This is a genomic window from Sphingobium xenophagum, from assembly GCF_031457465.1.
Classification (GTDB): Bacteria; Pseudomonadota; Alphaproteobacteria; order Sphingomonadales; family Sphingomonadaceae; genus Sphingobium; species Sphingobium xenophagum_A.
The window spans coordinates 1-24,052 of the sequence record NZ_JAVDWV010000004.1 but is presented as its reverse complement, the minus strand read 5'-3'; the positions used below and the strand labels follow the sequence as shown (position 1 = coordinate 24,052).

The following is a 24,052-nucleotide window of genomic DNA, read 5'->3' as shown; positions in this document are numbered from 1 at the left end:
CTTATTTCGATGCCGCGACGGGCTTGACGATTTCGTCGGGCTGCACCTTGCCCGTGCCTTCGACGATCAGTCTGTCGCCGGCCTTCAAGCCTTTGGTGATCAGCCATTTGTCGCCGATCGCCTGACCCGCCGTCACGGTGCGGCGCTCAACCTTGTTGGCGCTGTTCACCACCATCGCGGTGGCATTGCCCTTGGGATCGCGGGTGATGCCCTGCTGCGGCGCAAGGATGGCGCCGGGCACGACCGATTGCGGGGCGACGACCCGCACGAACATGCCGGGCATCAGCAGCCCGTCGGGATTGGGGAAGCGCGCGCGCAGCGTCACCGTGCCGCTATTGACGTCGACGATCGGCTCGGCAAACGCGATCACCCCCTCCTGCGGATAATCGCTGCCATCCTCCAGTTTCAGGCGAATAGTCGCACTCGCGGGCAGCGTCTGGCCCGACGCCAGCGACCGGCGCAGCGCGAGCAATTGGGTGCTGGATTGCGTGACATCGACATAGATCGGGTCAAGCTGCTGGATCGTCGTCAACGGATCGGCCTGACTTGCGGTCACGAGCGCGCCCGGCGTGAACAGGGTGCGACCGATACGCCCGCTGATTGGTGCGCGGACCAGCGTGAATTGCAGGTTGACGTTGCTGGTCTGTAGGCTGGCACGCGCCTGCTGCACGGCGGCGCTCGCCTGTCGCGCAGTGGCGGTGACATCGTCGCGATCCTGCGCGCTGACGGCTTCGCTGTCGCCAAGCAATGTGTAGCGGCGCGCCCTGGCCTGCGCCGCCATCTGAGTCGCCTGCGCACTGGCGAGCGCGGCCTGCGCTTCGTCGCGCGACGCACGATAGAGCCGCTCGTCAATCTGGTAGAGCGGTTGCCCCGCCGTCACCATTGCCCCTTCGGTGAAGAGCCGCTTCTGGATCAGGCCTGCAACCTGGGGCCGAACTTCGGACATCATCGCCGACACGGTGCGGCCCGGCAGTTCGCTCGCCACGGTTACGCTCTGCGTTGTCAGGGTAACGACACCCACCTCGACCGGGCCTTTTTGCTGTGGCTTGGGGTCGGCGCAGGCGGCGATCAATATGCAGAGCGCCAGCGGCACGGTGCGAAAAGGCGAGGGCATAGAGTAACGTCGATCCTTGCGTGAACCAGGCGGAGCCTCGCGTCATCGGCGGGCCGGCCGGACACGGGGGGAGGGGGGAGGGATCGTGCGCCGGACAGACCTGTTCCGCTGACGTCGCGAGGACTCCGCTTGGCGTCGGCTAGGGGGTGCCGACGCTGCTGTCCTGACGCCATTGCCTGTCACATGGTAGAGCGACTTATCGTCATCCTGTCGCATGGCGTTGCTGTCGGGTAACGCTTTGTATCAGCCTGTAGCACCGTGCGGAGAAGCGCAGACTTTTGCAGCCGTGCGCGATAGAAGGCCGCATGACTGATCCTCCCATTTCCCCTGCCGCCACGGTGCTGGTGGTCGATGATGATGCCGATATTCGCGATCTCATCATCGGGCAGTTGCGACAGGAAAATTACCGGCTGCTGGGTGTCGGCAGCCTGACCGAACTGCGCCAGACGCTGCGTGAGGAGAGTGTCGACCTCATCGTGCTGGATCTCAACCTGCCCGATGGCGACGGCTTGTCGCTGTGCCGCGAATTGCGGGCCGAGGGTTCGGCCGTGCAGATCATCATGGTGACCGCGCGCGGCAGCGCGATCGACCGGGTGTTGGGGCTGGAGCTGGGCGCCGACGATTATCTGACCAAGCCGTTCGAACCGCGCGAGTTGCTGGTACGCATCCGCAACCTGTTGCGGCGCGGGCGGAGCGAACCTGTGGCTCCCGTCGAGGCGATGCGCTACGCCCATTTCGGCCCGTGGCGGCTGGACCTGGTACAACGGCGGCTGGTCGCGCCCGACGAGCGGCTGGTGATGCTCTCATCGGCGGAATATCGCTTGCTCTGTCGCTTCATCGAGGAGCCGAACATAGTGCTGGCGCGCGAGGCGTTGCTGCCCGAACGGCGCGCGACCGCTGCCTTCGATCGGACGATCGACCTGCAGATCAGCCGATTGCGACAAAAGCTGGCGGTGCTGCCGGGCGGTAGCGAATTGATCCTGACGGTGCGCGGCGAAGGCTATGTATTGGCCAGCGCGGTGGATTATTCATGATCCGCCGATCCTTGTCGCGCGTGCCGGTCTTCTTCCGGTCCATGACCGGCCAGATTTTCGTGATCCTCACGCTTGGCATGTCGGTCGCCGCGATCATCGCGCTGATGGTCGCCGAACAGACACGACGGCATGATTTCGAGCGGGTGCGGCGCCAGCGTGTGGTGGCGAGCGCACTGGACATCGCCGACCGTTTGCGCCGCGATCCCGCCCGGATCGAGGCGATGATGGCGACGCACAGCATCATCGGCGCCTCGCCCGCGCCCGCCGGGATCGCGATCAACGAACCGGACGCCGACCTGCAGGCAACACTGGCCGACCGCCTTGGTCCTCGCTCACTGCCCGAAGCCGGGCAGGTGCCGCTTGGCCTGTGCTTCCCAGATTTTACCCGGACGACCGAGCGCGCGGCCGGGCTGGTCGATGCGCCGCGCCCCGATTGCTGGGTCGTGCGCTTTACCGACACCAGTGGGCAGCGGCGCGCGCTCGCCCTGACCTTTCCTCGCCTCGCCAAGCCGCCGCCCGCCATCTACAATCCGCTCTATCTGATGGTCATCATCGTGGCCTCGGCGGGACTGGCGATTCTGGTCGCGCGCTTCGTGTCCAAGCCGTTGCGCCGTCTTGAACGCGCGGCCGAAGCCTTTTCCGTGTCGCTCGATCCGGAGGAAATTCCCGAACGGGGGCCAGAGGAAGTGCGCGCGGCGCTCTCCACCTTCAACCTGATGCAGCGCCGCGCCCGCGCCGGTTTTGCCGAGCGCACGCAATTGCTTGCCGCGATCAGCCACGACCTGCAAACGCCGATGACACGGATGCGCCTACGGCTGGAACTGATGGAGGAGGGTGAGTTGCGCGCGCGCCTACTGCAGGATCTGCAGGCGATGCAGACGCTGGTGCGTGAAGGATTGGACCTCGCCAGCAGCACAGAAGCGCGCGAGCCTTGGTCGCAACTCGATATCGACTCGCTGCTCGCCAGCATGGCCGAAGACGCGGAGGAACTAGGCGCGCCGGTGCGGTTCATCACGGGATGCGGCGGCACGGTGCGGGTGAAGCCCAATGCGCTGACCCGCTGCATCGGCAATCTGGTCGACAATGCGATCAAATATGGCGGCAGCGCCGACATAAGCTGCGCGCGGACCGGCGGGCGCGTGCTGATCCATGTGCGCGACCGGGGGCCGGGCATTGCGCCTGATCAGCTCGATCAGATGTTCGAACCGTTCACGCGGGGGCCGAGCGGTCAACCCGGCGGGCGGCACGGCACGGGTATTGGGCTCACCATCGCGCGGTCGCTGGCGATGAGTTTCGAGGCGTCGGTGCGCTTGCGCAACGCCGATGATGGCGGATTGATCGCCACCATCGACATGAAGGGGTAAGGAAAGGTTGCGTTAGGCCGACAAGGCCTGCCAACCGGCGATGAAGGCGCGCGCGGCTTCGCCGACCTGCGCCGCGGTTGCGCCTGGCTTGTAGAGCGCGGAGCCAAGGCCGAACCCATTGGCACCCGCCTCAACCCAGGGGGCCATATTGCCGGGGTTGATGCCGCCGACGATCAGCACCGGCATATCCTTCTGCAGGACCGCGCGCTGCGCCTTGAGCAGGGCAGGGGTGGCGGCTTCGGCGGGGAAGAGCTTGAGCGCCGTTGCGCCCGCCGCGATCGCGGCAAAGGCTTCGGTCGGGGTGAAATAGCCGGGCATCGAAATCATGCCCGCTTTCGCGGTCGCGGCGATCACGGCGACGTCGCTGTTGGGCGAGATGACAAGCTGTCCCCCCGCCTGCCGCACTTGTTCGACTTGTGCGACGGTCAGCACGGTGCCTGCGCCGACCAGTGCCTGTCCCTCGAACCGGCGCGCCAGTCGGGCAATGCTGTCGATCGGGTCGGGCGAGTTCATCGGCACTTCGATCAGGGTGAAGCCCGCTTCGACCAGTGCGTCGCCGATCGCTTCGACCTCGTCCGGCCGCACGCCACGCAAAATGGCGACCAGCGGGCAGCGGGTAAAGGCGGTGGGAAAATCCAGGCTCATGCAATCTGCTCCCAAAGGCGGGTCATGCCCGCGATAAAGGCGGCTTCGCTATCGACCATGACGGCGGTGCCTCCCAGTTCGGTGATGGCGCAGCCATAGAGGGCGCCCAGCGTCGGATCGGCCAACAGATGGACGGTGCCGCCGGTCGCATGGGCGGCGCAATCACTGCCGATCAGCAGGCCGCTGGCAAAGGACGCGGCATCGGCGCGGTCGCGCAGGCCAAGCAGGCACGCCGGACGGATGGCGAATAGCGAAGCGAGCATGTCCCCGCCTTTGGCTTCGCGCACGCCCGCCAGGAAGGCGTCGCCCGCTATGACCGGCCCCGTCATATCCTGTCCGATCAGGGCATGGGCCTTGAGCAGGGCGAACATCTCGCCGGTCATGGCGGTGACGAAGGCGGCGATCGCGCCGCCACGCATCCACGCCCATTTGCAATGGGTGCCCGGCTGGCACAGCAGCGCGTCGGCGGGGACGAGGCCAGCGGCGACCGCGCCGAGCAATTGCACTTCCTCGCCCCGCATCACGTCGCCCCGGCCGTCCGCGATATGCGACACGCCGGGCACGATCATGACGCCGTCGGCGGGGTGCGCCATCGCGGCCGCCAGCGTATCGAGCGTTGCAGGCGTGGGCACATAGCCCGCATCGATCCAGCCGCGATTGGACCCGACCATCCCCGCCAGCAACAGCGGGCCATCGCCCAGCCGCTCGCGCAGGCGATCGACTTCATCCGCAAATCCACCGGGCGGCACCGATGTCACGCCCAGTGTATCGCGGTGCGTGGCGACCACCGCGCCATGCTCGATCCGATAGGCGCGGCGATTGGTCGTGCCCCAATCGACGGCGATGAAATGCGATATTCCCATATTGTCCGAGTATATCGAGGCCTTTGCAAAGGCAACGCTGTTGGTCGCCGGTCCAGCGAAGGGTGTGACCGTTCAATCATATTGCCATATCCGTATGCCTGGGATACTTTTGCGACGATTGGCAAGATCGGTCGACGGGCAAAGATAAGCGCGCGACGAAAAGGGGAGAGGATGTTGGCTATGATCCACCGTGCATATGGCCGCAAGATGGCCCGTCGATGAGCGCGGTCGAGCGTTACTCCACGCGGCTCGTGCCGCCACAGAGTCGCCAGCTCTTCTGGCGCGAGGTGGTGGCAGAGGCCTTTCCCGGCATGACCGCCCATGCGCCCGAAGGGATCAAGGCCGAGCTTGCGCGCTGGTCGCTCGGCGGTGTCGGCTTTGCCCGCGCGCGCAGCGAGAGGGCGCAGGTCAGCCGGGTGGTGACGGAAGGCGAAGAGCGGCACCTGTTGCTGCATTTGCTTCACCGGGGATCTATGACGATGATCCATGGCGACCGCAGCAGCATGGCGCGGGTCGGCGACGTCGTCATCGCCGATGATCGTCACCCTTATGCCATCGACATTTCGCAGTTCAACGACTGCCTGATCCTGCAGGTGCCGGTGTCGATGATGGGCGATGATATCGCCGCGCGCGATTGGCACGGCTGTCTGGTGCCATCGACCAACCCGCATGTCCTGTTCCTGGCCCATGTGTTGCAAGGCCTATGGTCGCAACGCGATAAGCTGGCCGCGCTGGACGATGATGCGGGTGTGTTGCTGGCCGATGCGGCAAGGATGCTCTGCCGACGCAGCGTGGTTGATCGACCGGCGATCGCCATGCCGCGCTCGCCGGTCGATTATGCGTTGGAGCATCTGGGCAATCCAGACCTTGGCACGGCGCTGATCTGCGAAGCGCTCGACCTGTCGCCGCGCGCTGTCCAAAAAAGCTTCTTTCGCCATGTCGGCCTGACGCCGACCGCGTTCATCACCACGCGGCGGCTCGAACGGGCGGCGGCCTTGCTGGCCCGTGACGATGGCATGACGATCACGGACGTCGCCTTCGACGTCGGTTTCAGCGACTCCGCTTTCTTCACCCGCTGCTTCCGCCGCCATTTCGGCGTCTCACCCCGCCAGTGGCGCAGTGGCCAGGGTGGTTCGCTTTTGTCCTGATCCTCGGTTCGCCCCTATCCAAGACGCGGTGGGGGCCGCCGCCTATGATGGCCGACAACACACCGGAACAGGTGGGCCATTATGGGAGGATTGGAAATGGGCAAGTCGATGATCGCGGCGCTGATGGCGTCGAGCGCGATGGCCAGCACGCCACTATTGGCACAGGATGCCGAACAATCGGGCGGCATCGCCGAAATCGTCGTCACGGCGCAGAAGCGCGCGGAAAATGTGCAGGATGTGCCGATCGCCATTTCGGCCTTTACCGCCGAATCCTTGCAGGAACGCGCCGTCGGTAGCGTGTCGCAGCTTTCCGCCATCGCCCCCAATGTCAATCTGGACGCGGGCACGCCCTTTTCCGGCTCCACCGCCGTGCTGTCCGCCTATATTCGCGGCATCGGGTCGGACGATTTCGCCTTCAACATTGATCCGGGCGTCGGCATCTATCTCGACGGCGTCTATCTCGCCCGCACGGTCGGCGCGAACCAGGATCTGCTCGATGTCGAGCGGGTGGAAATATTGAAGGGGCCGCAAGGCACCTTGTTCGGCCGTAATACGATCGGCGGCGCGATCTCGATCGTCACGGCCGATCCGGGCGACGAATTCAAAGCCAAGGGCGACGTGACGCTGGGCAGCTACAAGCTGTTCCAGGTGCGCGGGTCGGTGACCGTGCCGATCACCGATGGCCTTAGCTCCGCTTTCACCTTCGGCATCAAGTCGCGCGACGGCTTCTTGAAGCGCCTGCCCTATCCCGATCAGCGCGCGAACAATACGCCCTCCTTCGACGCTTTCTCGGCTGCGGGCTATGACAGCGCGGCCAAGGAAGGTGCCAATGACAATTGGAACCTGCGCGGCAAGCTGCGCTGGGACAATGGCGGGGCGGTGCGCGCGACCTTCTCCGGCGACTATAGCAAGGACAAGGGCACGTCGGCGAACAAGCTGATCGGCACGACCGAGTTCGTGCCCGGCAATTTCGCGGGCACGACCAACCTGCCCGGCACGGCGTTCGACCCGACCGGCACCACCGGCTTCCTGTTTGCAGGCCTCTATAATTTCTGCATCGGCAGCACGGGCGCGCAGATCGCCGCACGCAACGCCCAGGCCTTGTGCGGCGTGGCGGGTACGCAATTTAATCCGCAATTCCAGCTGGCCAGCGTCGCCAGCGCCAATGTCGATGGCAATCCCGCCAATGACCGCCTGCCCTGGGATGGTCGCTATCTGGTTGCGGACAAGGACCGCAGCTATGCCAGCGGCAACAGCTATTCCAACCTGGAAAGCTGGGGCCTCAGCAGCATCGTCGACTTCGACCTGGCCGACAATCTCGCGCTCAAATCCATCACCGCCTATCGCGAGCTGCATTGGAATGCCGGGTTGGATGCAGACGGCTCGCCGCTCAATTTCGTGCAGTTGAGCTTTACCATGAACCAATGGCAGTTCAGCCAGGAACTGCAGCTGCTCGGCAACGCCCTGGATGAAAAGCTCAACTATGTTCTGGGCGCCTATTATTTCAAGGAAGCGGGCGACCTGCACGACTATGTGACCTTCGCCGAAGGGCTGGTGCAGGTCGATGGTCCCAATGAACTGGCAACGAAGAATTACGCCTTTTTCGGCCAGATCGACTATCGCCCGATCGACCTGATCGGCATCACCATCGGCGGCCGCTACACCAATGAACGCAAGCGGTTCGAGGGCGGCCAACAGGAACTGAACGGCTTCAACTACAAGCTGTTCGGTTGCGCCGATGCCAATGGCAATGTCTTCCCCGGCGGCGCGTTTCCGCTGGCGCCGATCCCCTGCCAGGCGGGCCTGGGCTATCCCGACCCGAACAATCCGGTCCGCGTCTACACGCCCGGCGTCAACCGCAAGAAATTCAGCGATTTCTCGCCCAAGGTCGGCGTCCAGATCCATCCCACCGACGATGTCATGCTCTATGGTAGCTGGTCGAAGGGCTATAAGACCGGCGGCTGGACCACGCGCCTGACCAACCCGCAGGGCAATGTCGCCCCCGACTTCAACGAGGAAAAGGCGACGACCTGGGAAGCGGGCATCAAATCCACGCTGCTCGACCGGCAGCTGCAACTCAACGCAGCAGTCTTCTCGACCAAATATCGCGACATTCAGCTCAATATCCAGGTCGGCACATCGCCGACCATCGCCAATGCGGGCGATGCGCGCATCCGCGGCTTCGAACTGGAAATGGTCGCAGCGCCGGTCGATGGCCTGACCATCAATGGCGCGGTCGGCTATATCGACGCGCAATATACTTCCGTCTCGGCCGGTGCCGCGGCGGTCGGCGGGGCCAATGCCTTCCAGGCCGGGACGCTGGTCGGCGAAACCCTGCCCAAAACACCTAAATGGAAGGTCAATCTCAGCCCCCGCTACGAAGCCAGGCTGGGCAATGGCGCGTCGCTCGTCATGCTGGCCGACTGGACCTATACGTCCAGCGCCTGGAACGACACGCAACGCACCCTGCTGCTCAAGCGGGTATCGACCGACATCATCAACGCCTCGGTCAGCTATCGCGCGCCGGACGGCCGGTGGTCGGTGACGGCGGGCGGCACCAACCTGACCGACAAGCGCTTCCTGACATCGGGCGGGTCAAACATCGCGGCGGGTGCGATCTTTGGCACTTATAACCGGCCGCGCGAATGGTATCTGCGCTTCGGCTTCGATTTCTGATGATGGGGCGGATCGCGATCAGGGCCGCCGTGGTGCAAACAGCTGGCGGTCCCTTCCACTTCGAAACGCTGTCCATGGACCCGCCCGGTCCCGACCAGATCTGCGTGCGGCTTCATGCCTGCGGCATCTGCCACACCGATATGGTGATGCGGGACGGTGCATTGCCCACGCCCTTCCCGGTCATATTGGGGCATGAAGGAGCGGGCGTAGTCGATGCGGTTGGGTCCGCTATCGACCATGTGACAGTCGGCGACCATGTACTGCTCAGCTTCCATAGCTGCGGCGCCTGTAGGGCCTGCCATGACCATCAACCGGGCTATTGTGTCGAGTTCGTGCCGCGCAATTTCATGGGGGTAACCCAGGCAGGCGAAGGCGGCATCTGGCGCGGCGATCAGCGGATCGGCAGCAATATCTTCGGCCAGTCGGCCTTTGCGACCCATGCGCTTGCGCATCGCGACAATGTGGTGCGGATCGCCCCGGACCTGCCGCTCGATATCCTTGCGCCTTTGGGATGCGGGATACAGACCGGCGCGGGCACGGTGCTGGAAACGCTCAACGTCGCGCCTGGCCAGTCGATTGCCATCCTGGGGGCCGGGGCCGTCGGCCTGTCGGCCGTCATGGCGGCGGTGATAGCTGGAGCGGGACGGATAGTTGTGATTGACCGCCATGCCAGCCGCCTGAACCTTGCCCGCACATTAGGCGCGACCGAAACAGGCGATGATCTCGCCTCGGTCGAAGGCCTGTTCGACCATATCGTCGATACGACCGGCGTCCCCGCCTTGCTTGGCGTCGCCGTAGAGAAGTTGGCGCAGCGCGGCACGCTTGCGCTGGTCGGTGCCTATCCACCCGGTGGCTGCGCCATCGACCCCTCGGCGATCATGAGCATGGGACGGCGAATCGTCGGCGTGGTCGAGGGCGGCATCGACCCGCAGCGCTTCATTCCCCGCCTGATCGGCTATTATCGCGACGGCCGGTTGCCGCTGGAAAAGCTGATCCAGCGCTATGCCTTTGACGAACTTCAGGCCGCCTTCGCCGCCTCTGAAAGCGGCGATGTGGTAAAGCCGGTGGTGGTGATGGATCACCCCTGACGTTCAGCGACCGGCAAGGCGGATCGGACCATAGCGTCAGCCCAGCAACAGGGAGACGCATCATGGTGGACAAATTGGGGATAGCGCCGACCGGCCTTTGTGACAGGCGCAGCTTGATCGCGACAATCGCGCTGCTGCCGCTTGCCGCCTGCGCGACACCGATGGGGCGCTACACCGTGGAGGAAGCGGTGCGCCGCCTGCTCCAATTGTCGAGCCAACGCGCCTTTGCGCGCCTGACCGAACCGGGTGGTTTCTACGACGATCAACTTACCCGCATCACGCCCCCCGATCTGGGCGGGGACCGGGGCGGGGCGGTGCTGTCGGCGCTGCTGCGCACGCGCGCGGTGCGCGATCGGGTGGGCATGGCGCTCAACGATGTCGCCGTCGATCTGGCCGACAATGCCGCGCCGATCGTGATGGATGCGGTGCAGCGCATGACGCTGGCCGATGCGGTGTCCGTCCTACGTGGCGGGCCGACGGCGGCGACGGACCTTTTGGCGCGCGAAGCGCGCGGTTCGGTGGTCGAAGCCTTGTTGCCGGGCGCGTCGCGCGCACTGCAATCGGACATGTTTGAAATGCTGACGGCGGCGCTGTCCGCCACCGGAGGCCGCGATTATGCGGCGCTGGCGGGCAATGTGTCGGGGCAGATCGGCGATGCCATCTTTCGCGCCATCGGCCGCGAGGAAGCGGAGATACGCCGCGACCCTGCCGCCACGCGCGACCCGATCCTGATGGCGCTGCTGCGATAAGCCCCTTGATTTTGGCGGCGCGCCGTGGTGTTCCGGCCCCCATGGAACAGAAATATCCCGGCGTCGCCGCCATCCCCTGGGACCAGCCCGCGACGATGATCGACCTCGACGGCAAGCCGCCGCTGATCGGCACGATCCGCGACTGCGCCACCCATTTCGCGCTCTACAAGCCCCACGCCCAGACGCAGGCGCGGGTGTTGCTGACCCATCCCGTCCATCGGGAAGGCCGCAAGACGCGGACCTGGTTGCTCGAACCCAATGAGATCGAAGCGCTGGTGGTGCGGATGCGCAGCGAGGCGCATTAACGGTCGATCAGCGCGCGCCGGGCCTTAATAATTCCACTGGACCTGGGTACGGATCAAATCGCCTTCGGCGCGCCCCGTGCGGCGCTCATCCGCTTCGGTACGCTTCATCCGGGCATAGGTCATGGTGATTTCCAGCGCCTTCCACGGCTGCCATTCCAGGCCCAGTTCGAATTCGTCTGTCTCCAGACGCGGTGCATTGGTCGCCGCCTTCCAGCCGCCGCGATAATGTTGCCATCGCGCATAAGGCATGAGCGGGCCGAAGCTGTCCGACGTCGGCAGTCGGGCCATCATCTGGACATAGCCGCCATTCAACTTGCTCGCGCGGATCGACTGGCTGGCCAGATCATATTGCGGCGCGCGGCCCCAATTCCATTCGGCCTGAATGCCGATCGGCTGGGGATAGAGCATGGCGTGGATGCCAGCGCGATTATCGTCATAGGACAGGGCGCTGACCCCGCCGCTGCGGATTTCCGGCTGGATGGTGTTGAGCATCGCCGACCCGCCGATCTCGAACACCTGGCCCGCAAAGGCATCGCCCAGGCCATCCAGTTCGAACGGCCAGGTCGCAAAGGCGACCTTCATCAGGTCTTTATTCTGCTCGGTCTTGTTGATGCCCTGCCCGTTGAAAACGCCCAGCCCGAACGCGCCATAATTGCCGAACAATTTTTGCCCGTCATCGGCTAGCCGGTCCCAGATTTTCTGAACCGATGGCGGCGTATAATAGGCCACGACGCCCAGGTCGCGTTCGCCGGGCACGGCGCTGTTGATCGCGTCGCTGCGGTCGAGCGTCAGGCGATTGGACGAGGATTGCATATTCTCCCAGCCATAGGGCACCTTCGATTGGCCGAACCGCAACCGGATGCTTTTGGCCTTGTCGAGGAAGATATCGGCATAGGCGTCGCGCAACTGGCCAAAGCCCTCACGCCGTTCGCCACCGCTCTGGTTGCTGACGGCGGTCGCGAAGTCCGGCTGCAGATAAAGCGATACGCGATCGGAAATATCGCCTTGCAGGACGAGGCGGACCCGGCGCAGCGTAAAGCCGCCATTGTCGGAAATGCCGCTGTCATGGACCGACCGCAGGCGCGAAACCCCGGCAGGTGCGCTATCGTCGCCAGACAGGAAGGCGTTGTAGCGCATCTGGGTATAGCCGCGCAGCGACAGGCGATCATACCAGCTTTTCTTCGGCTTCTGGACCGGCGCGGCACCGACAGGCTCCGGGCTGGGTGCCGAAAGGGTCGCTACCTGTGGCGCGGGGGCAGGGGCAGGGCTGGTCGGGACCGGCGCAGGGGCGGCGGCGGACGCGGTTGTCGGGGCGGACTGATGGGTGGACAAGGCGGCGGTAAGAGCCTGGACCTGGGCCTTCAGCTCGTCGATCTGGCTCTGCAACTGCTCAACCGTTTGCGCCTGCGCGGCTTGGGGCATCAGCGCCAGCAGGCTGACCGCCAGACCCATGCCGATATGTCTCGATTGTTTCACAGCCTTGCCCCTTGTTCGACAAGGGCGCCAGCTATGACTCTTAAATGACAATCTAATGACAGATTTTATCGGTTTTTATGACAGTAGCGACATGAAATCGTCACATACATGTCGGCACGTTCACACGTCAGGACGCGAAGAGATCGCCCTGCCGTGGCCGGGTGGCAGGACGCCGTGCCAGGGGCGGCGCACTGACCAGCGCGCGGGCGCGTCCGGCCAGGGTATAGACCGCCTGTCGCTGCGCGCCGCGGTTCAAATGATCGACGCGAAACCCCTGATAATGGCGTTTGAGCAACCCGGCCTTCACCAGTTCCGACACCGCGCGGCTGAGGTTCGTCTTGCCGGAGGTGCGGACACGCATACGCACTTCATCCTGCACCAAAGCCTCGTCCGCCGCCGCGTCGCCGGTCAGCCGCTCTTCCTTGCGCAATTCGTCCCTGACACGTTCGACCAGCGCCATCCGCCGGGGGTCGCGATGGCCCATGGGCGTCAACGCATCGCACAACCAGTCGCGCAACGACACCAGGCTGTCGTCCACCCGCACCAATGGTCCGGCGCTGCCATCGGGCCGCGCCACGTCCGCGATCAAGGTCAGCAGCATGAAGGCATAGCGCGGACGCGAACAGCAATGCGACAATTGGTCGAGCAGCAGCGACACATCGCTGCCGCCGGCTGCGCGGGAGGGAAGGGGTGCGTGAAACATAAGGTGAATCAAGCACAGTGCAGCCCTCCTGTGAATCCCTAATTTCTGCCGAGTCGCACTTTGTCGCGCGTGACACTTTGCCCTCCGGTAAAGTGTCACGCGCGAGACTTTGCCGGAGGGCCGCCTTTGCCGCCTAGCGTTGGAGGTTCAGGTGACGGGTGAAGAAGCGCGCCATGACGTCGAACGCCTCTCGCGATTCGGGTAACGCCGGATCGTAGAAAAAGGCATGGCCCAGGCCATCCCAGACATGCAGGTCGGCATCGACCCCGGCCTTCACCAACTCCTTATGCGTGTTGACCGCCGCGCTCATCTCGAACGCGCGCGTGCCCGTGATCACCAGCGTCGGCGGAAACTGCGCCAAGGTCGCGGGCAACTCGATTGGGGAAACCAGCGGATCGGACAGGTCGCTATCCTTGAAATAGCCGCGACTATCTTCTCGCTGCGCCAAGGCCTGGAACGGACGCCCGAACGCCCGACTGTCACCGCCCCAGCGCGCATCGGCCGACGCACAGAAGATGCCGATCGCCGCTGGCAGGGGCAGTTTGTCGCGCACCAGCGCCGCGATGGTTTCTGCCGTCAGCAGACCACCTGCCGAACAGCCGAATATCGCGATATCCTGTGGCTTATGGGTCTTGAGCAATTCGCGATAGACGGTCAGCACGTCCTGCGTTGCGGCCGGGTAAACATGTTCGGGCGCCTGCCGATAAGTGATGCTGACAATCTCCACCCCGGCCAGACCCGCAAGCGGGATGGATTCGATCATGCCCGTTCCTGGCGCGGCCCCCATGACAAAGCCACCGCCGGGCAGATTGAGCAGGATTTTGGCCCGGTTCGCCCGTGGGACGCCGCCTGTCGGTGTCGCCCGAACGGCGGGGATGCCTGCGATCACCGTCTCTTGCGTGGTCACCTTGTACATCTGTTTCAGGGCATCAATGCGCGGCGCCATGAGTTGCGGCATCCGCGCGCGCAACGCACCGGCCTGACCGGCCGCGACGGCGCGCATCATCGGTTCTTCGGGGTCCGACGGTGTCCGGGGCAGCGCCTTCTTCGCCGCCTCGCTCAGATAGTCCGATGGCGGCAAGCGGAAGGACGGCACAACCACCGTACCGTCCGGCTCGATCGTGCCGGGTCCGGCCAAGGGTGGCGTCTGGGCAAAAGCGGCGGCGATACTCAGCGCACAAGCCGAAGTGGCCAGGAAAACCGTTCTAATTCCTTTAGATAGTCTAGACATGCTCATCTCCTCTGCATTGTATGTTATACAACATAATCTACAGACTTGAGTGGGGAGCGCAAGCAGACTATTGAAACCTATGTCCGTGTCGCTGTCCGCTTTATCCGATCTGGTCGATCCGCTCGACACTCTGCTCAGCTATCATCTGCGCCGCACCACCACGGCGGCGACCGCCGCTCTGGCGAATATGCTTCAGCCTCTGGAACTCAATGTCAGTGAAGCAACGCTGCTGCTGTTCCTGGGCGCGAACCAGGGCTGTACCCAGAGCGACATCGGCCGCGCTTTGCGTGCCCAGCCCGCCAATCTGGTGCCGCTGATCAACAAACTGGCGCTGCTCGGCGCGCTCGATAAGCATCCGGGGAAGGGGCGGGCGATCGCCCTCTCGCTGTCATCCAAAGGCAAACAGCTCCATGCAAAAGTGCAGCAGGCCTTCGCGCGCCATGAAGAGGTGATCGGCCGTTCGATACCGCCCGAACGGCGCGACGAGATATTGGCGCTGCTCCGCCAGATCTGCCGCGACGCTTGCCACCCCTGATCGCTTATTCGGCGTCCGGCTCCACCCACTTCGTGGTCAGCGCGCGCGGGGAAAGATATTTGGTGGTGGTCCAGCCACCATCCACGACAATCGTCTGCCCATTGATGAACCCCGCGCCTGGCGAGCAAAGGAAGGCGATCGTGCTGGCGATATCCTCGACTTCGCCCAATCGGGGAAAGGGCGTCGTTTCGACATTCACCCGCTTGAACATCTCATCGTCGAATCGGTGCCGCACCATGTCGGTCATGGTGACGCCAGGCGCGACGCAATTGGCGCGAATGCCAAGCGGGCCATAATCGCAGGCGATATGCTGGGTCAGCGCGCCAAGGCCGCCCTTGGCCGCCGAATAAGCGCCGCCCCGCCGCCCGCCGATCATCGCATAGGTTGAACTGACATTCACGATGCCACAGCCATCCCCCATATGGCCGATGACTTCGCGACACAGGCGGAACGGCGCGCGGAGCATCAGCCCCAGAAAATAGTCGAGCGTCTCATCGTCGGTTTCATGCAGCGGCTTGGGGCTGCCTGCCCCGGCATTGTTAACGAGGAAGTCGATCCGGCCGAAGCGGTCGAGCGCCAGAGCGACGATCCGGGTCGGCGCATCGTCGGCGGTGATATCGACCGGGAGCGTCGCGATCCGCGTCGGATCGCCGATCGCCTGTTCGAGCGTCGCCAGCTTGTCGGCGTCGCGCCCGACGCCCACGATCGCCATGCCAGCCTCTGCCAACATCTTAGCGGTGGCCAGGCCGATGCCGCTGCCCGCCCCGGTGATGATCGCAACCTGCATCGTTTATGTCCCTCTCTCTGTCTTGAGCCTGTCCTATCGCGCTAGGCCCGCCATCGCGAACCGCTGGAGCGATGCCTTGTCGGCCTGTCTTGAACGGGCGGATGCACCCGGTAACCCGTTGGCGCGACAACCAGATGAGAAGGATAGGGCCATGGCCGAGTTGCGCTTCGACGATCGCGTCGCCGTCATCACGGGTGCAGGTCGTGGCTTGGGCCGCGCCTATGCACTGTTGCTGGCCGCCCGCGGCGCAAAGGTGATCGTCAATGATCCGGGTGCCGCGATCCGGGGCGAGGGCGGCGATGCCGGACCCGCAGCCGATGTCGTGGCGGAGATCAAGGCTTTGGGTGGCGAAGCGGTCGCCTGCACCGAGTCGGTCGCAACACCCGAAGGCGGCCGCGCTATCATCGACTGCGCGCTCGACCATTATGGTCGCACCGATATGCTGATCCATAATGCCGGGAATGTGCGCTACGGATCTATGCAGGAATTAAGCCAGGACGATTTCGACGCCGTCTTAGACGTGCATCTGCGCGGCGCTTTTCATGTTACCCGGCCCGCCTTCCCGATCATGTGCAGTGCGGGCTATGGCCGGATCGTGCTGACCTCCTCGATCGGCGGGGTCTACGGCAATGCAAATTGCGTCAATTACGCCATGTCCAAATCCGGCATGATCGGCCTCAACAATATTTTGGCGCTGGAGGGGGAGGCGCAGGGCGTTCGGTCCAATATCATCGTGCCCGGTGCCGTCACCCGCATGGCCGAAGGCATCGACGTGTCCGCCTATCCGCCGATGGGGCCTGAACTGGTCGCGCCCGTTGTCGGATGGCTGGCGCATGAGGATTGCTCGATCACCGGCCAGATGCTGGCCTCGATCGCGGGGCGCATCGCGCGGGTCTTCGTGGCGGAAAGCAAGGGCGTCTATCAGCCAGCCTGGTCGATGGAGGATGTCGGCAGCCAAATCGACGCCATCATGGACAGCGCCGATCCGCTCGATTTTGGCTTGCACGGCCATGTCGACCATATCCGCTACAGCTTTGAACGGGCCGTAGCGGGGGCCTGAAGATCAGGTCGATACGCTCACACGCTCCAGCCGCGGCGAGAGCAGGTGGACGGCACCCAATGCGACGAAATAGGCACTGCCCGCGACGGCAAAGAGCGGCGTGTAGCTGCCGATGCCGTCGAGGATGTAACCTGCATATTTGGCCATGACCGCGCGCTTCAAGATGTAAGGCTCATGACCGGGTCGCCTCTGCACGGGCGGCCCGGTTTTTTAGTTGGGAAAGACTATGGCGATCAGTCGGCGCGACGCGATGACGGGGGTATTGGCGGGCGGCGCGCTGGCGCTTGGCCGCGCGGAAGCTGCCACAACGCCTATGGCCGCGGCGGACTGGAAGCGGGGCTTTGACAATCAGCGTATCGCCGATTTGGGCGACGGGCGCTTTCTCAATCCACTGATTTCGGGCGATCGCCCTGATCCGGCCGTCCTCAAGGATGGCGCGGATTATTACATGACCTTCTCGACATTCGACAGCTATCCGGGGGTCACGATCTGGCATAGCCGCGACCTGATCAACTGGCAGCCGCGCGGGGCGGCATTGCACAAGAATATCGGCTCGGTGTGGGCGGTCAGCCTGGAAAAGCATGGCGGGCGCTATTTCCTCTACATGCCGGTCAAGGCAGCCCCCAACAGCATCTTCGTAATCCATGCCGACACGATCGACGGGCCATGGAGCGACCCCTGCCATGTGGTTGGCGAGGATGGCAGCCGCTGGCTGTTCCTGTCGGGCGGCGACCGCATAAGATTGAGCAATGACGGACTGTCCACGGTCGGCGCGGTCGAGCATGTCTATGATCCCTGGCGCTATCCCGACACGTGGGATGTGGAAGGATTTTCACCGGAAGGGCCGAAGATCCATCGTCATGGCGAGTGGTTCTACATGCTGACCGCGGTGGGCGGGACAGCGGGACCGCCGACCGGACATATGGTGATCGCAGCGCGATCCCGCTCCATTCATGGTCCCTGGGAGCAGCATCCGGGCAATCCGCTGGTACGGACGGAAAGGCTGGCCGAACGCTGGTGGTCGCGCGGCCATGCCAGCTTGGTCGAAGCGCCCGATAAAAGCTGGCGGGCGGTCTATCATGGCTATGAAAATGGCCTTTGGACATTGGGCCGGCAAACCCTGCTCGATCCGGTCGAATGGACGCCGAATGGCTGGTTCCGCATGACCGGCGGCGATTTGTCGCAGCCGATCGCCAAGCCACGCGGTGGTCAAGCGCTGCCGCACGCCTTGGCGCTGTCGGATGATTTCGCGACGTTGAACCTCGGCGCGAAGTGGAATTTCTTCAAGCCGACGTCCGACGAAGCAGATCGGGCACGGGTGGAAGACAACATATTGTTCTTGAAGGGGCGGGGGACCGCGCCAGTCAATTCATCGCCGCTGCTGCTGATCGCGGGCGACCCGGCCTATGAATTTCAGTGCGAAATCGAGATTGCGCCTGGTGGGACAGCGGGACTGCTGCTCTTCTATGATGACAAGCTCTATTGCGGGCTGGGTTTTGACGAGACGCGCTTCGTCACCCATCAATATGGCATGGAGCGGGGCCGCCCCGCCAATCCCCATGGCCGCAAGCTGACGATGAAGGTGACCAACCGCCACCATATCGTCTCTTATCATTTGAGCGGGGACCAAGGGCGAACGTGGAGCCGTTTCGACCGGGGCATGGAAGTGTCGGGCTATCATCATAATGTGCGCGGCGGGTTCCTGATGCTCCGACCGGGCCTGTATGCGGCGGGTCCGGGGGAGGCGCGGTTCCGCAATTTCCGGTTTCAAGCGCTTTGATCAGCCGGTCGTCAGGCTCGTGCGGATCGCAGCTTTGAGTATCTTGCCAGCGTCGTTCTTGGGCAGGGCATCGACCCACAGGACGCTCTCGGGATATTTGAAGCGGGCGACGCCTTGGCTGGCGAGAAAATCAGCCAAAGAGGCTATGTCGGGTTTTGCGCCATTGCGCGGGACGATGACGGCCACCGCCTTTTCCCCGGTGCGCGGATCGGGGATGCCGACGATCGCAATTTCGGCGATGTCGGGATGGGCGATCAACAGATCCTCTATCTCCTTTGGTGCGATATTCTCGCCATTGCGAATGATGATATCCTTGATCCGCCCAGTGACGACCAGATGGTCGCTGTCGATCCATGCACCCTGGTCACCGGTTCGATAATAGCCGTCGGCGTCGAAGCTGTTTTCCTCATCCTCCCGGTGGAGATAACCCACCATCATCTGCGGTCCGCGCGCGCGGATTTCGCCATCGGGCGCGATGCGGATGGTGGCGATGCCGGGGCGGCCATCGGTGTCGGCGGCATGATCGCGATCGGCCGGGTCGATCACGCCGACAGTGGTGACAGGCAATTCAGTGGAGCCATAGACACGGCTGACGATCGCCTGGTCGAAATAGGCGGCAGCGTCGCGGATTAGGCTTGGCGGAACCGAAGCGCCGCCGCAAATGAAGAGTTTAAGGTCGGGCAGGCGCGTTCCGGCTGCGCGGGCTGAAGCCAGCAGATGCTGGAGAAATGGCGTCGCACCGGCCATATGAGTGCAGCGCTGGGTGGTCATGATGGCGACGGCTTCATCGGGATTCCAATGTTCCATCAGGATCGCGGTCGCGCCCAAAAGCAAAGGCGTTTCAAAGGCGTAGATCGACCCGCCGATATGGCTGATGGGGGACGGCACCAGAAAGCGGTCGCCTGGTTCGACCAGCCAGTGGCGGCCGATCTGGCGGATCAAGGCATTGATGCTGTTGTGGCTGTGGAGGACGCCCTTGGGCCGCCCGGTGGTGCCGCTGGTATACATGACCATACGAACATCGTCGGGGTCGACGGTTGGGAGCGGCGCGTCGGCACTTTCTGCCAGCAGGTCGGCAAAGACGATGTGCGGGCCTGCATCGCCGCGCAAGACGACGACGGCGGGCGGGCTTTTCAGCGCCGGGGTGACGCGCGCGAGCATCGCGGCATAATCATGCCCGCGAAAGCTGGCGGGGATGAAGATCATCGCGCTGTTAAGATCAGCGAGGAGGAAGCGCAGATCATGGTCGCGCAGCGAGGGCAGGATGGGGTTGGCGACCATGCCCGCCAGCGTTGCGCCCATATAGATGATCGCGGCTTCGTGCCAGTTGGGCAGCATGAAGGAGATGGCGCTGCCCGGTGCGAAGCGGGCGAGCATGGCTTGTGCCAGACGGGTAGCCTGCGCATAGAGGGTGGCGGCGGTCAGGCTGGTGTCACCGTCGATCAGGAGGACGCGGTCGGGCGTTTCGCGCGCGGTCCGCACCATTGCATCGGCGGCGGTTTCCGCTTGCCACCAGCCATCCTTATAGGCCTGCGCCGCGAAGGCATCGTCGCGGCGGACGGACCAGCCGGTGGGGGTTGTGCGCCGGAGTGAAGCTATGTCGGACATGGCGCAGAAATGCGGGAGATGGGCGGCACGAGCAAGCCGAGTGGCAATCCAACGCTCTGGCGATGGAGGGTCAGAGCAACGCCCGATATCGCGCCAGCAGATCGTCGATGAAGGCTATGACGGCACGGGTGCGGGGAGATTTTTGATGTTCGGGGCGCAGGACCAGCCAGTAGCTGCGCGTGATTTCGACCTCGTCGGGCAGGATGCGGACGAGGCCGGGTTCGCTGTCGGCAGAAAACCGATGGAGCAGGCCAAGGCCGACGCCCGACGCCACCGCCTTTTGCTGGGCGACAATCGAACTTGAGCGGAACACGGGGCGGGCTTCGCCCGCGACTTCGGACAAATAGCGCAGGCCACGCATGTCGATCATCTGGTCGATATAGGCGACGAAGGGCTGGGCGGCGACATCCTGGGCGGTGCGGATCGGCGGATGGCGAGCGAGATAGTCGGCGGATGCATAGAGGCCGAGCTGATAGTCGCACAGTTTGCGCATCACCAGCTTGCCGCGCGGCGGACGATCGACGGTGATGGCAATGTCGGCTTCACGGTTGGCGAGGCTGACGGCCCGCGATTCCGGCACGAGTTCCAGCAAAAGGTCGGGGTAACGATCGTGAAAATCGGCGATGTTGGGGGCGATAATGTAGGTGCCGAAGGCTTCGGGGGTCGCAAGGCGCACTTCGCCTGCGATCGCTTCGGCCCGTCCCGACAGCGTTGCGGCGGCGGCTTCGAACTCACGCTCGACCCGTTCGGCATGGTCGAGCAGCAGCGCGCCCGCCGCCGTCATCGCTACCCCGCGCGAAGTGCGATCGAACAGGCGTGCGCCGAGCGCCTCCTCCAGCGCGGTCAGGCGGCGGGCGACGGTGGTGTGGTTAACGCCCAGCGCCTGCCCCGCACTGGTCAGGCGGCCAGCACGCGCGACGGCAAGGAAGAGGCGAAGATCATCCCAATGCAGCATATATATCCTTGCACAACAGATGCGCAGATATGATCATTTTTGCGCAGGGCGCCATAGGCTAATCGCCGCGTCAGGCATTTATCGCGAGGGCATCATGCGCATCATCGACAATTTCATCGGCGGCCAACAGCAGGCATCGACCTCCACCCGGTTGGGCGATGTGTTCGATCCGGCGACCGGCAAGGTGCAGGCGCAGGTCCGCCTGTCCGATCCCACCGAACTGGACGCGGCCGTCGCCAATGCGCAGGCGGCGCAGCCCGCCTGGGCAGCGATGAACCCGCAGCGCCGGGCGCGGGTGATGTTCAACCTCAAGGCGCTCATCGAAACGCATATGGATGAGCTGGCCGAAATGCTGTCGGCCGAACATGGCAAAGTGCATTCGGATTCCAAGGGCGATATCCAGCGCGGGCTGGACGTGGTGGAATTCGCCTGCGGCATTCCGCATCTGCTCAAGGGCGAATATAGCGAAGGCGCAGGACCGGGGATCGACGTCTATTCGATGCGCCAGCCGATCGGCATCGCGGCGGGGATTACGCCGTTCAATTTCCCGGCGATGATCCCGATGTGGATGTTTGCGCCAGCGATCGCGTGTGGCAATGCGTTTATCCTCAAGCCCTCCGAACGGAACCCGTCGGTGCCGGTACGGCTGGCGGAGCTGGCGATGGAGGCGGGGCTGCCCGCAGGCATCCTGAACGTCGTTCATGGCGACAAGCAGGTGGTGGACGCGATCCTCGACAATCCGGCGATCCGGGCGGTGAGCTTTGTCGGCTCGTCCGACATCGCCCAATATGTCTATGGCCGCGGCGCGTCGAACGGCAAGCGGATGCAGTGCATGGGCGGCGCGAAGAATCATGGTATCGTCATGCCCGACGCCGATCTGGACCAGGCGGTCGCCGACATTCTTGGCGCGGCTTACGGGTCGGCGGGCGAACGCTGCATGGCCTTGCCGGTGGTGGTGCCGGTGGGCGAAGCGACCGCAGTAACGCTGCGGGCCAAGCTCGAAACCGGGATAGCGGGATTGCGCGTCGGCGTGCCGAGCGATCCTGACGCCCATTATGGTCCGGTGGTCAGTTCGGCGCATAAGGCACGGATTGAAAACTATATTCAGATGGCCGTTGATGAAGGGTCTGAACTCGTTATCGACGGGCGCGGCTTTGCGTTGCAGGGCTATGAGGAAGGCTTCTTCCTGGCGCCGACGCTGCTCGACCATGTGAAGCCGGACATGAAAAGCTACAATGAAGAGATTTTCGGCCCGGTATTGCAGATGGTGCGAGCCGACACGTTCGAGGAGGCGTTGAGCTATCCGACCAAGCATCAATATGGCAATGGCGTCGCTATCTTTACCCGTAACGGCGACTATGCGCGGAAATTCTGCACCAATGTCGAGGTCGGCATGGTGGGGATTAATGTGCCGATCCCGGTGCCGGTCAGCTATCACAGCTTTGGCGGCTGGAAACGGTCGGGCTTTGGCGACATGAACCAATATGGCATGGATGGCGTGCGTTTCTATACGCGGGTCAAGACGATCACCCAGCGCTGGCCGAGCGGCGGTGCGGTGATGGACCAGAGCTTCGTCATCCCGACGATGGGATAATGGAAAGGGCGGGTCGGTCGGCCACGGCTCGCCTTTTCATCGCTGTCGCACTGCTATAGCCTTATCTTACACAAGATGATGGGAGAGCGGTGATGAAACGGATGGGGGCGATACTGGCTGGACTGTTCCTGGCCAGCCTAACCAGCAGCCCGGTCACGGCGCGGACGCTGATAGATTGCCCGCTTCGCGATGCGCCGTTTTCGATCGAGTCACCCTTGGTTGATCTGTTGCTCAACCCGGTGGCGAAAAGCGTGCTGGATACGCAGGCTCCCGATCTCTTCAAAGCTCTGCCTCCCAGCTTTACCTCGACGAAGGCGCCGACATTCGCGGCTATCTTGACGGTGCGGACGATGAGGGAAAAGGCCATGACGCCAGAAGCGTTGGCCTCTATCGACCAGCGTTTGCGGGCAATCCCGGTAACGGATGCGGACCGGGCAGCACGGTGCGCCCGTTATGATGATGATCGTCCAAATTTTACGCTGCCTGACAATAAGCTGGCGGTCTTGCTGTTCGAGAAGATGACCGGCTTCCGTGATGGGCCATCGGTCGAAGCGGCAAAGGCTGCCTTTCTGGCCATGGCACAGCGTGAAGGCTGGGCGATCGTCGTGACCGACAAGGGTGGCGCGATGAATCCTGCGACCCTGGCGCAGTTCGATGTCGTCATCTGGAACAACGTCAGCGGAGACGTATTGACCCTGTCGCAACGCAAGGCCTTTCGCGACTATGTCGAGGGCGGCGGCGGTTTCGTAGGGGTTCATGGATCGGCCGGCGATCCGGCGACGTTTTGGGACTGGTATGTCGATACGCTGATCGGCGCGCGCTTTGCCGGACATCCGATGAACCCGCAATTTCAGGATGCGCGGGTCGTGATCGAAAATACAGGTCATCCTGTCAATCAGGGCCTGCCCCAGACGTGGGTCATGAATGACGAATGGTATTCCTTCAAAAGCAACCCGCGCGGGACCGAGGCGACGATCATCGCGACGTTGGACGAAGGCAGCTACAAGCCCGGCGAACCGTTGACGATGGGTGATCATCCTATTGCCTGGACGCGCTGCATCGGCAAAGGGCGCATGTCCTACAGCGCTATCGGCCATCGCCCGGAAACCTATGCCGATGGGCATCATGTACGGTTGTTGGAAAATGCGGTTCGGTGGGCGGGCGATCGGCAGGAAGCATGTCAGGCCGAATAGAAGATGTAATTAACATAATATATATTATCGACTATTTTTGATGTAGCAGGGTGGATTCTAGATCGAAGTGCGAAATCCTAGGATTTATAGGGGTTTGATCCCTTTTCCAGGAAGGCACATGATGAACGGCTATCAGCATCTGGG

Annotated in this window: 21 protein-coding genes and 1 pseudogene; 12 read left to right on the top strand and 10 right to left on the bottom strand. The window is 63.5% G+C overall.

The window, feature by feature from the left end:
- Position 1 precedes the first annotated feature (1 nt).
- Entirely contained in the window at positions 2-1,114 is a 1,113-nt protein-coding gene (locus J2W40_RS04725; protein ID WP_310222244.1) for an efflux RND transporter periplasmic adaptor subunit, read from the bottom strand.
- A 305-nt stretch (positions 1,115-1,419) separates the two neighbouring features.
- Here J2W40_RS04725 and J2W40_RS04720 point away from each other — a divergent pair, with 305 nt between their 5' ends.
- Complete coding sequence (locus tag J2W40_RS04720; RefSeq protein WP_310222243.1) at positions 1,420-2,148, top strand: response regulator; 729 nt, start codon at positions 1,420-1,422, stop codon at positions 2,146-2,148.
- Positions 2,145-3,512, top strand: a complete 1,368-nt coding sequence (locus J2W40_RS04715) for an ATP-binding protein (protein WP_310222242.1) — start codon at positions 2,145-2,147, stop codon at positions 3,510-3,512. Before J2W40_RS04720 ends, J2W40_RS04715 begins: the two co-directional genes overlap by 4 nt.
- A gap of 12 nt (positions 3,513-3,524) precedes the next feature.
- On the opposite strand, the gene J2W40_RS04710 is transcribed toward J2W40_RS04715, so the two are convergent.
- Positions 3,525-4,157, bottom strand: coding sequence for a 2-dehydro-3-deoxy-6-phosphogalactonate aldolase (locus J2W40_RS04710; RefSeq protein WP_310222241.1), 633 nt, complete (start codon positions 4,155-4,157; stop codon positions 3,525-3,527).
- Positions 4,154-5,020 (bottom strand): 2-dehydro-3-deoxygalactonokinase, encoded by an 867-nt coding sequence (locus J2W40_RS04705; protein WP_310222240.1) that lies wholly within the window; start codon positions 5,018-5,020, stop codon positions 4,154-4,156. The genes J2W40_RS04710 and J2W40_RS04705 overlap by 4 nt, the downstream gene beginning before the upstream one ends.
- Before the next feature lie 218 nt (positions 5,021-5,238).
- Between J2W40_RS04705 and J2W40_RS04700 the strand changes: the two genes are divergently transcribed.
- The 5 genes from J2W40_RS04700 to J2W40_RS04680 all read left to right on the top strand — a co-directional run bounded on the left by J2W40_RS04700 (position 5,239) and on the right by J2W40_RS04680 (position 10,986).
- Positions 5,239-6,168, top strand: coding sequence for an AraC family transcriptional regulator (locus J2W40_RS04700; protein ID WP_310222239.1), 930 nt, complete (start codon positions 5,239-5,241; stop codon positions 6,166-6,168).
- 81 nt (positions 6,169-6,249) lie between these two features.
- Complete coding sequence (locus tag J2W40_RS04695) at positions 6,250-8,844, top strand: TonB-dependent receptor (RefSeq protein ID WP_310222238.1); 2,595 nt, start codon at positions 6,250-6,252, stop codon at positions 8,842-8,844.
- A complete protein-coding gene (locus tag J2W40_RS04690; protein ID WP_310222237.1) occupies positions 8,844-9,932 on the top strand; it encodes an NAD(P)-dependent alcohol dehydrogenase in 1,089 nt (362 codons plus the stop codon). Before J2W40_RS04695 ends, J2W40_RS04690 begins: the two co-directional genes overlap by 1 nt.
- Positions 9,933-9,994: 62 nt before the next feature.
- The gene (locus J2W40_RS04685) at positions 9,995-10,681 is read left to right on the top strand and encodes a DUF4197 domain-containing protein (RefSeq protein ID WP_310222236.1); all 687 of its coding nucleotides are present in this window, start codon (positions 9,995-9,997) and stop codon (positions 10,679-10,681) included.
- Between the two features lie 41 nt (positions 10,682-10,722).
- On the top strand, positions 10,723-10,986 hold the full coding sequence (locus J2W40_RS04680; RefSeq protein ID WP_043153409.1) for a hypothetical protein: 264 nt from the start codon (positions 10,723-10,725) through the stop codon (positions 10,984-10,986).
- Between the two features lie 24 nt (positions 10,987-11,010).
- Here the strand turns inward: J2W40_RS04680 and J2W40_RS04675 are convergent, their stop codons facing one another.
- The 3 genes from J2W40_RS04675 to J2W40_RS04665 form a co-directional block, all read right to left on the bottom strand.
- On the bottom strand, positions 11,011-12,438 hold the full coding sequence (locus tag J2W40_RS04675; protein WP_310222597.1) for a porin: 1,428 nt from the start codon (positions 12,436-12,438) through the stop codon (positions 11,011-11,013).
- Between the two features lie 151 nt (positions 12,439-12,589).
- On the bottom strand, positions 12,590-13,165 hold the full coding sequence (locus J2W40_RS04670) for a hypothetical protein (protein WP_310222235.1): 576 nt from the start codon (positions 13,163-13,165) through the stop codon (positions 12,590-12,592).
- A gap of 133 nt (positions 13,166-13,298) precedes the next feature.
- On the bottom strand, positions 13,299-14,396 hold the full coding sequence (locus tag J2W40_RS04665) for an alpha/beta hydrolase fold domain-containing protein (RefSeq protein WP_310222234.1): 1,098 nt from the start codon (positions 14,394-14,396) through the stop codon (positions 13,299-13,301).
- 79 nt (positions 14,397-14,475) lie between these two features.
- On the opposite strand from J2W40_RS04665, the gene J2W40_RS04660 reads away from it, so the two are divergent.
- Positions 14,476-14,931 carry a MarR family winged helix-turn-helix transcriptional regulator gene (locus tag J2W40_RS04660; RefSeq protein ID WP_310222233.1) on the top strand — a complete coding sequence of 152 codons (456 nt, stop codon included), beginning with the start codon at positions 14,476-14,478 and terminating at the stop codon, positions 14,929-14,931.
- Between the two features lie 4 nt (positions 14,932-14,935).
- On the opposite strand, the gene J2W40_RS04655 is transcribed toward J2W40_RS04660, so the two are convergent.
- Positions 14,936-15,718, bottom strand: a complete 783-nt coding sequence (locus tag J2W40_RS04655) for an SDR family NAD(P)-dependent oxidoreductase (RefSeq protein ID WP_310222232.1) — start codon at positions 15,716-15,718, stop codon at positions 14,936-14,938.
- A 151-nt stretch (positions 15,719-15,869) separates the two neighbouring features.
- Between J2W40_RS04655 and J2W40_RS04650 the strand changes: the two genes are divergently transcribed.
- Positions 15,870-16,778 carry an SDR family NAD(P)-dependent oxidoreductase gene (locus J2W40_RS04650; protein ID WP_310222231.1) on the top strand — a complete coding sequence of 303 codons (909 nt, stop codon included), beginning with the start codon at positions 15,870-15,872 and terminating at the stop codon, positions 16,776-16,778.
- Between the two features lie 3 nt (positions 16,779-16,781).
- Here the strand turns inward: J2W40_RS04650 and J2W40_RS04645 are convergent.
- Positions 16,782-16,928 (bottom strand): annotated as a pseudogene (locus J2W40_RS04645) (MFS transporter); the annotation flags it as partial.
- A gap of 76 nt (positions 16,929-17,004) precedes the next feature.
- Between J2W40_RS04645 and J2W40_RS04640 the strand changes: the two are divergent.
- Complete coding sequence (locus J2W40_RS04640; RefSeq protein ID WP_310222230.1) at positions 17,005-18,558, top strand: family 43 glycosylhydrolase; 1,554 nt, start codon at positions 17,005-17,007, stop codon at positions 18,556-18,558.
- Here the strand turns inward: J2W40_RS04640 and J2W40_RS04635 are convergent, their stop codons facing one another.
- Positions 18,559-20,166 carry an AMP-binding protein gene (locus J2W40_RS04635; RefSeq protein ID WP_310222229.1) on the bottom strand — a complete coding sequence of 536 codons (1,608 nt, stop codon included), beginning with the start codon at positions 20,164-20,166 and terminating at the stop codon, positions 18,559-18,561.
- Between the two features lie 70 nt (positions 20,167-20,236).
- Complete coding sequence (locus J2W40_RS04630) at positions 20,237-21,121, bottom strand: LysR family transcriptional regulator (protein ID WP_310222228.1); 885 nt, start codon at positions 21,119-21,121, stop codon at positions 20,237-20,239.
- A 94-nt stretch (positions 21,122-21,215) separates the two neighbouring features.
- Between J2W40_RS04630 and J2W40_RS04625 the strand changes: the two genes are divergently transcribed.
- Positions 21,216-22,715 carry a CoA-acylating methylmalonate-semialdehyde dehydrogenase gene (locus J2W40_RS04625; RefSeq protein WP_310222227.1) on the top strand — a complete coding sequence of 500 codons (1,500 nt, stop codon included), beginning with the start codon at positions 21,216-21,218 and terminating at the stop codon, positions 22,713-22,715.
- 92 nt (positions 22,716-22,807) lie between these two features.
- The gene (locus J2W40_RS04620) at positions 22,808-23,908 is read left to right on the top strand and encodes a ThuA domain-containing protein (RefSeq protein WP_310222226.1); all 1,101 of its coding nucleotides are present in this window, start codon (positions 22,808-22,810) and stop codon (positions 23,906-23,908) included.
- The last annotated feature ends 144 nt before the right edge of the window (positions 23,909-24,052 follow it).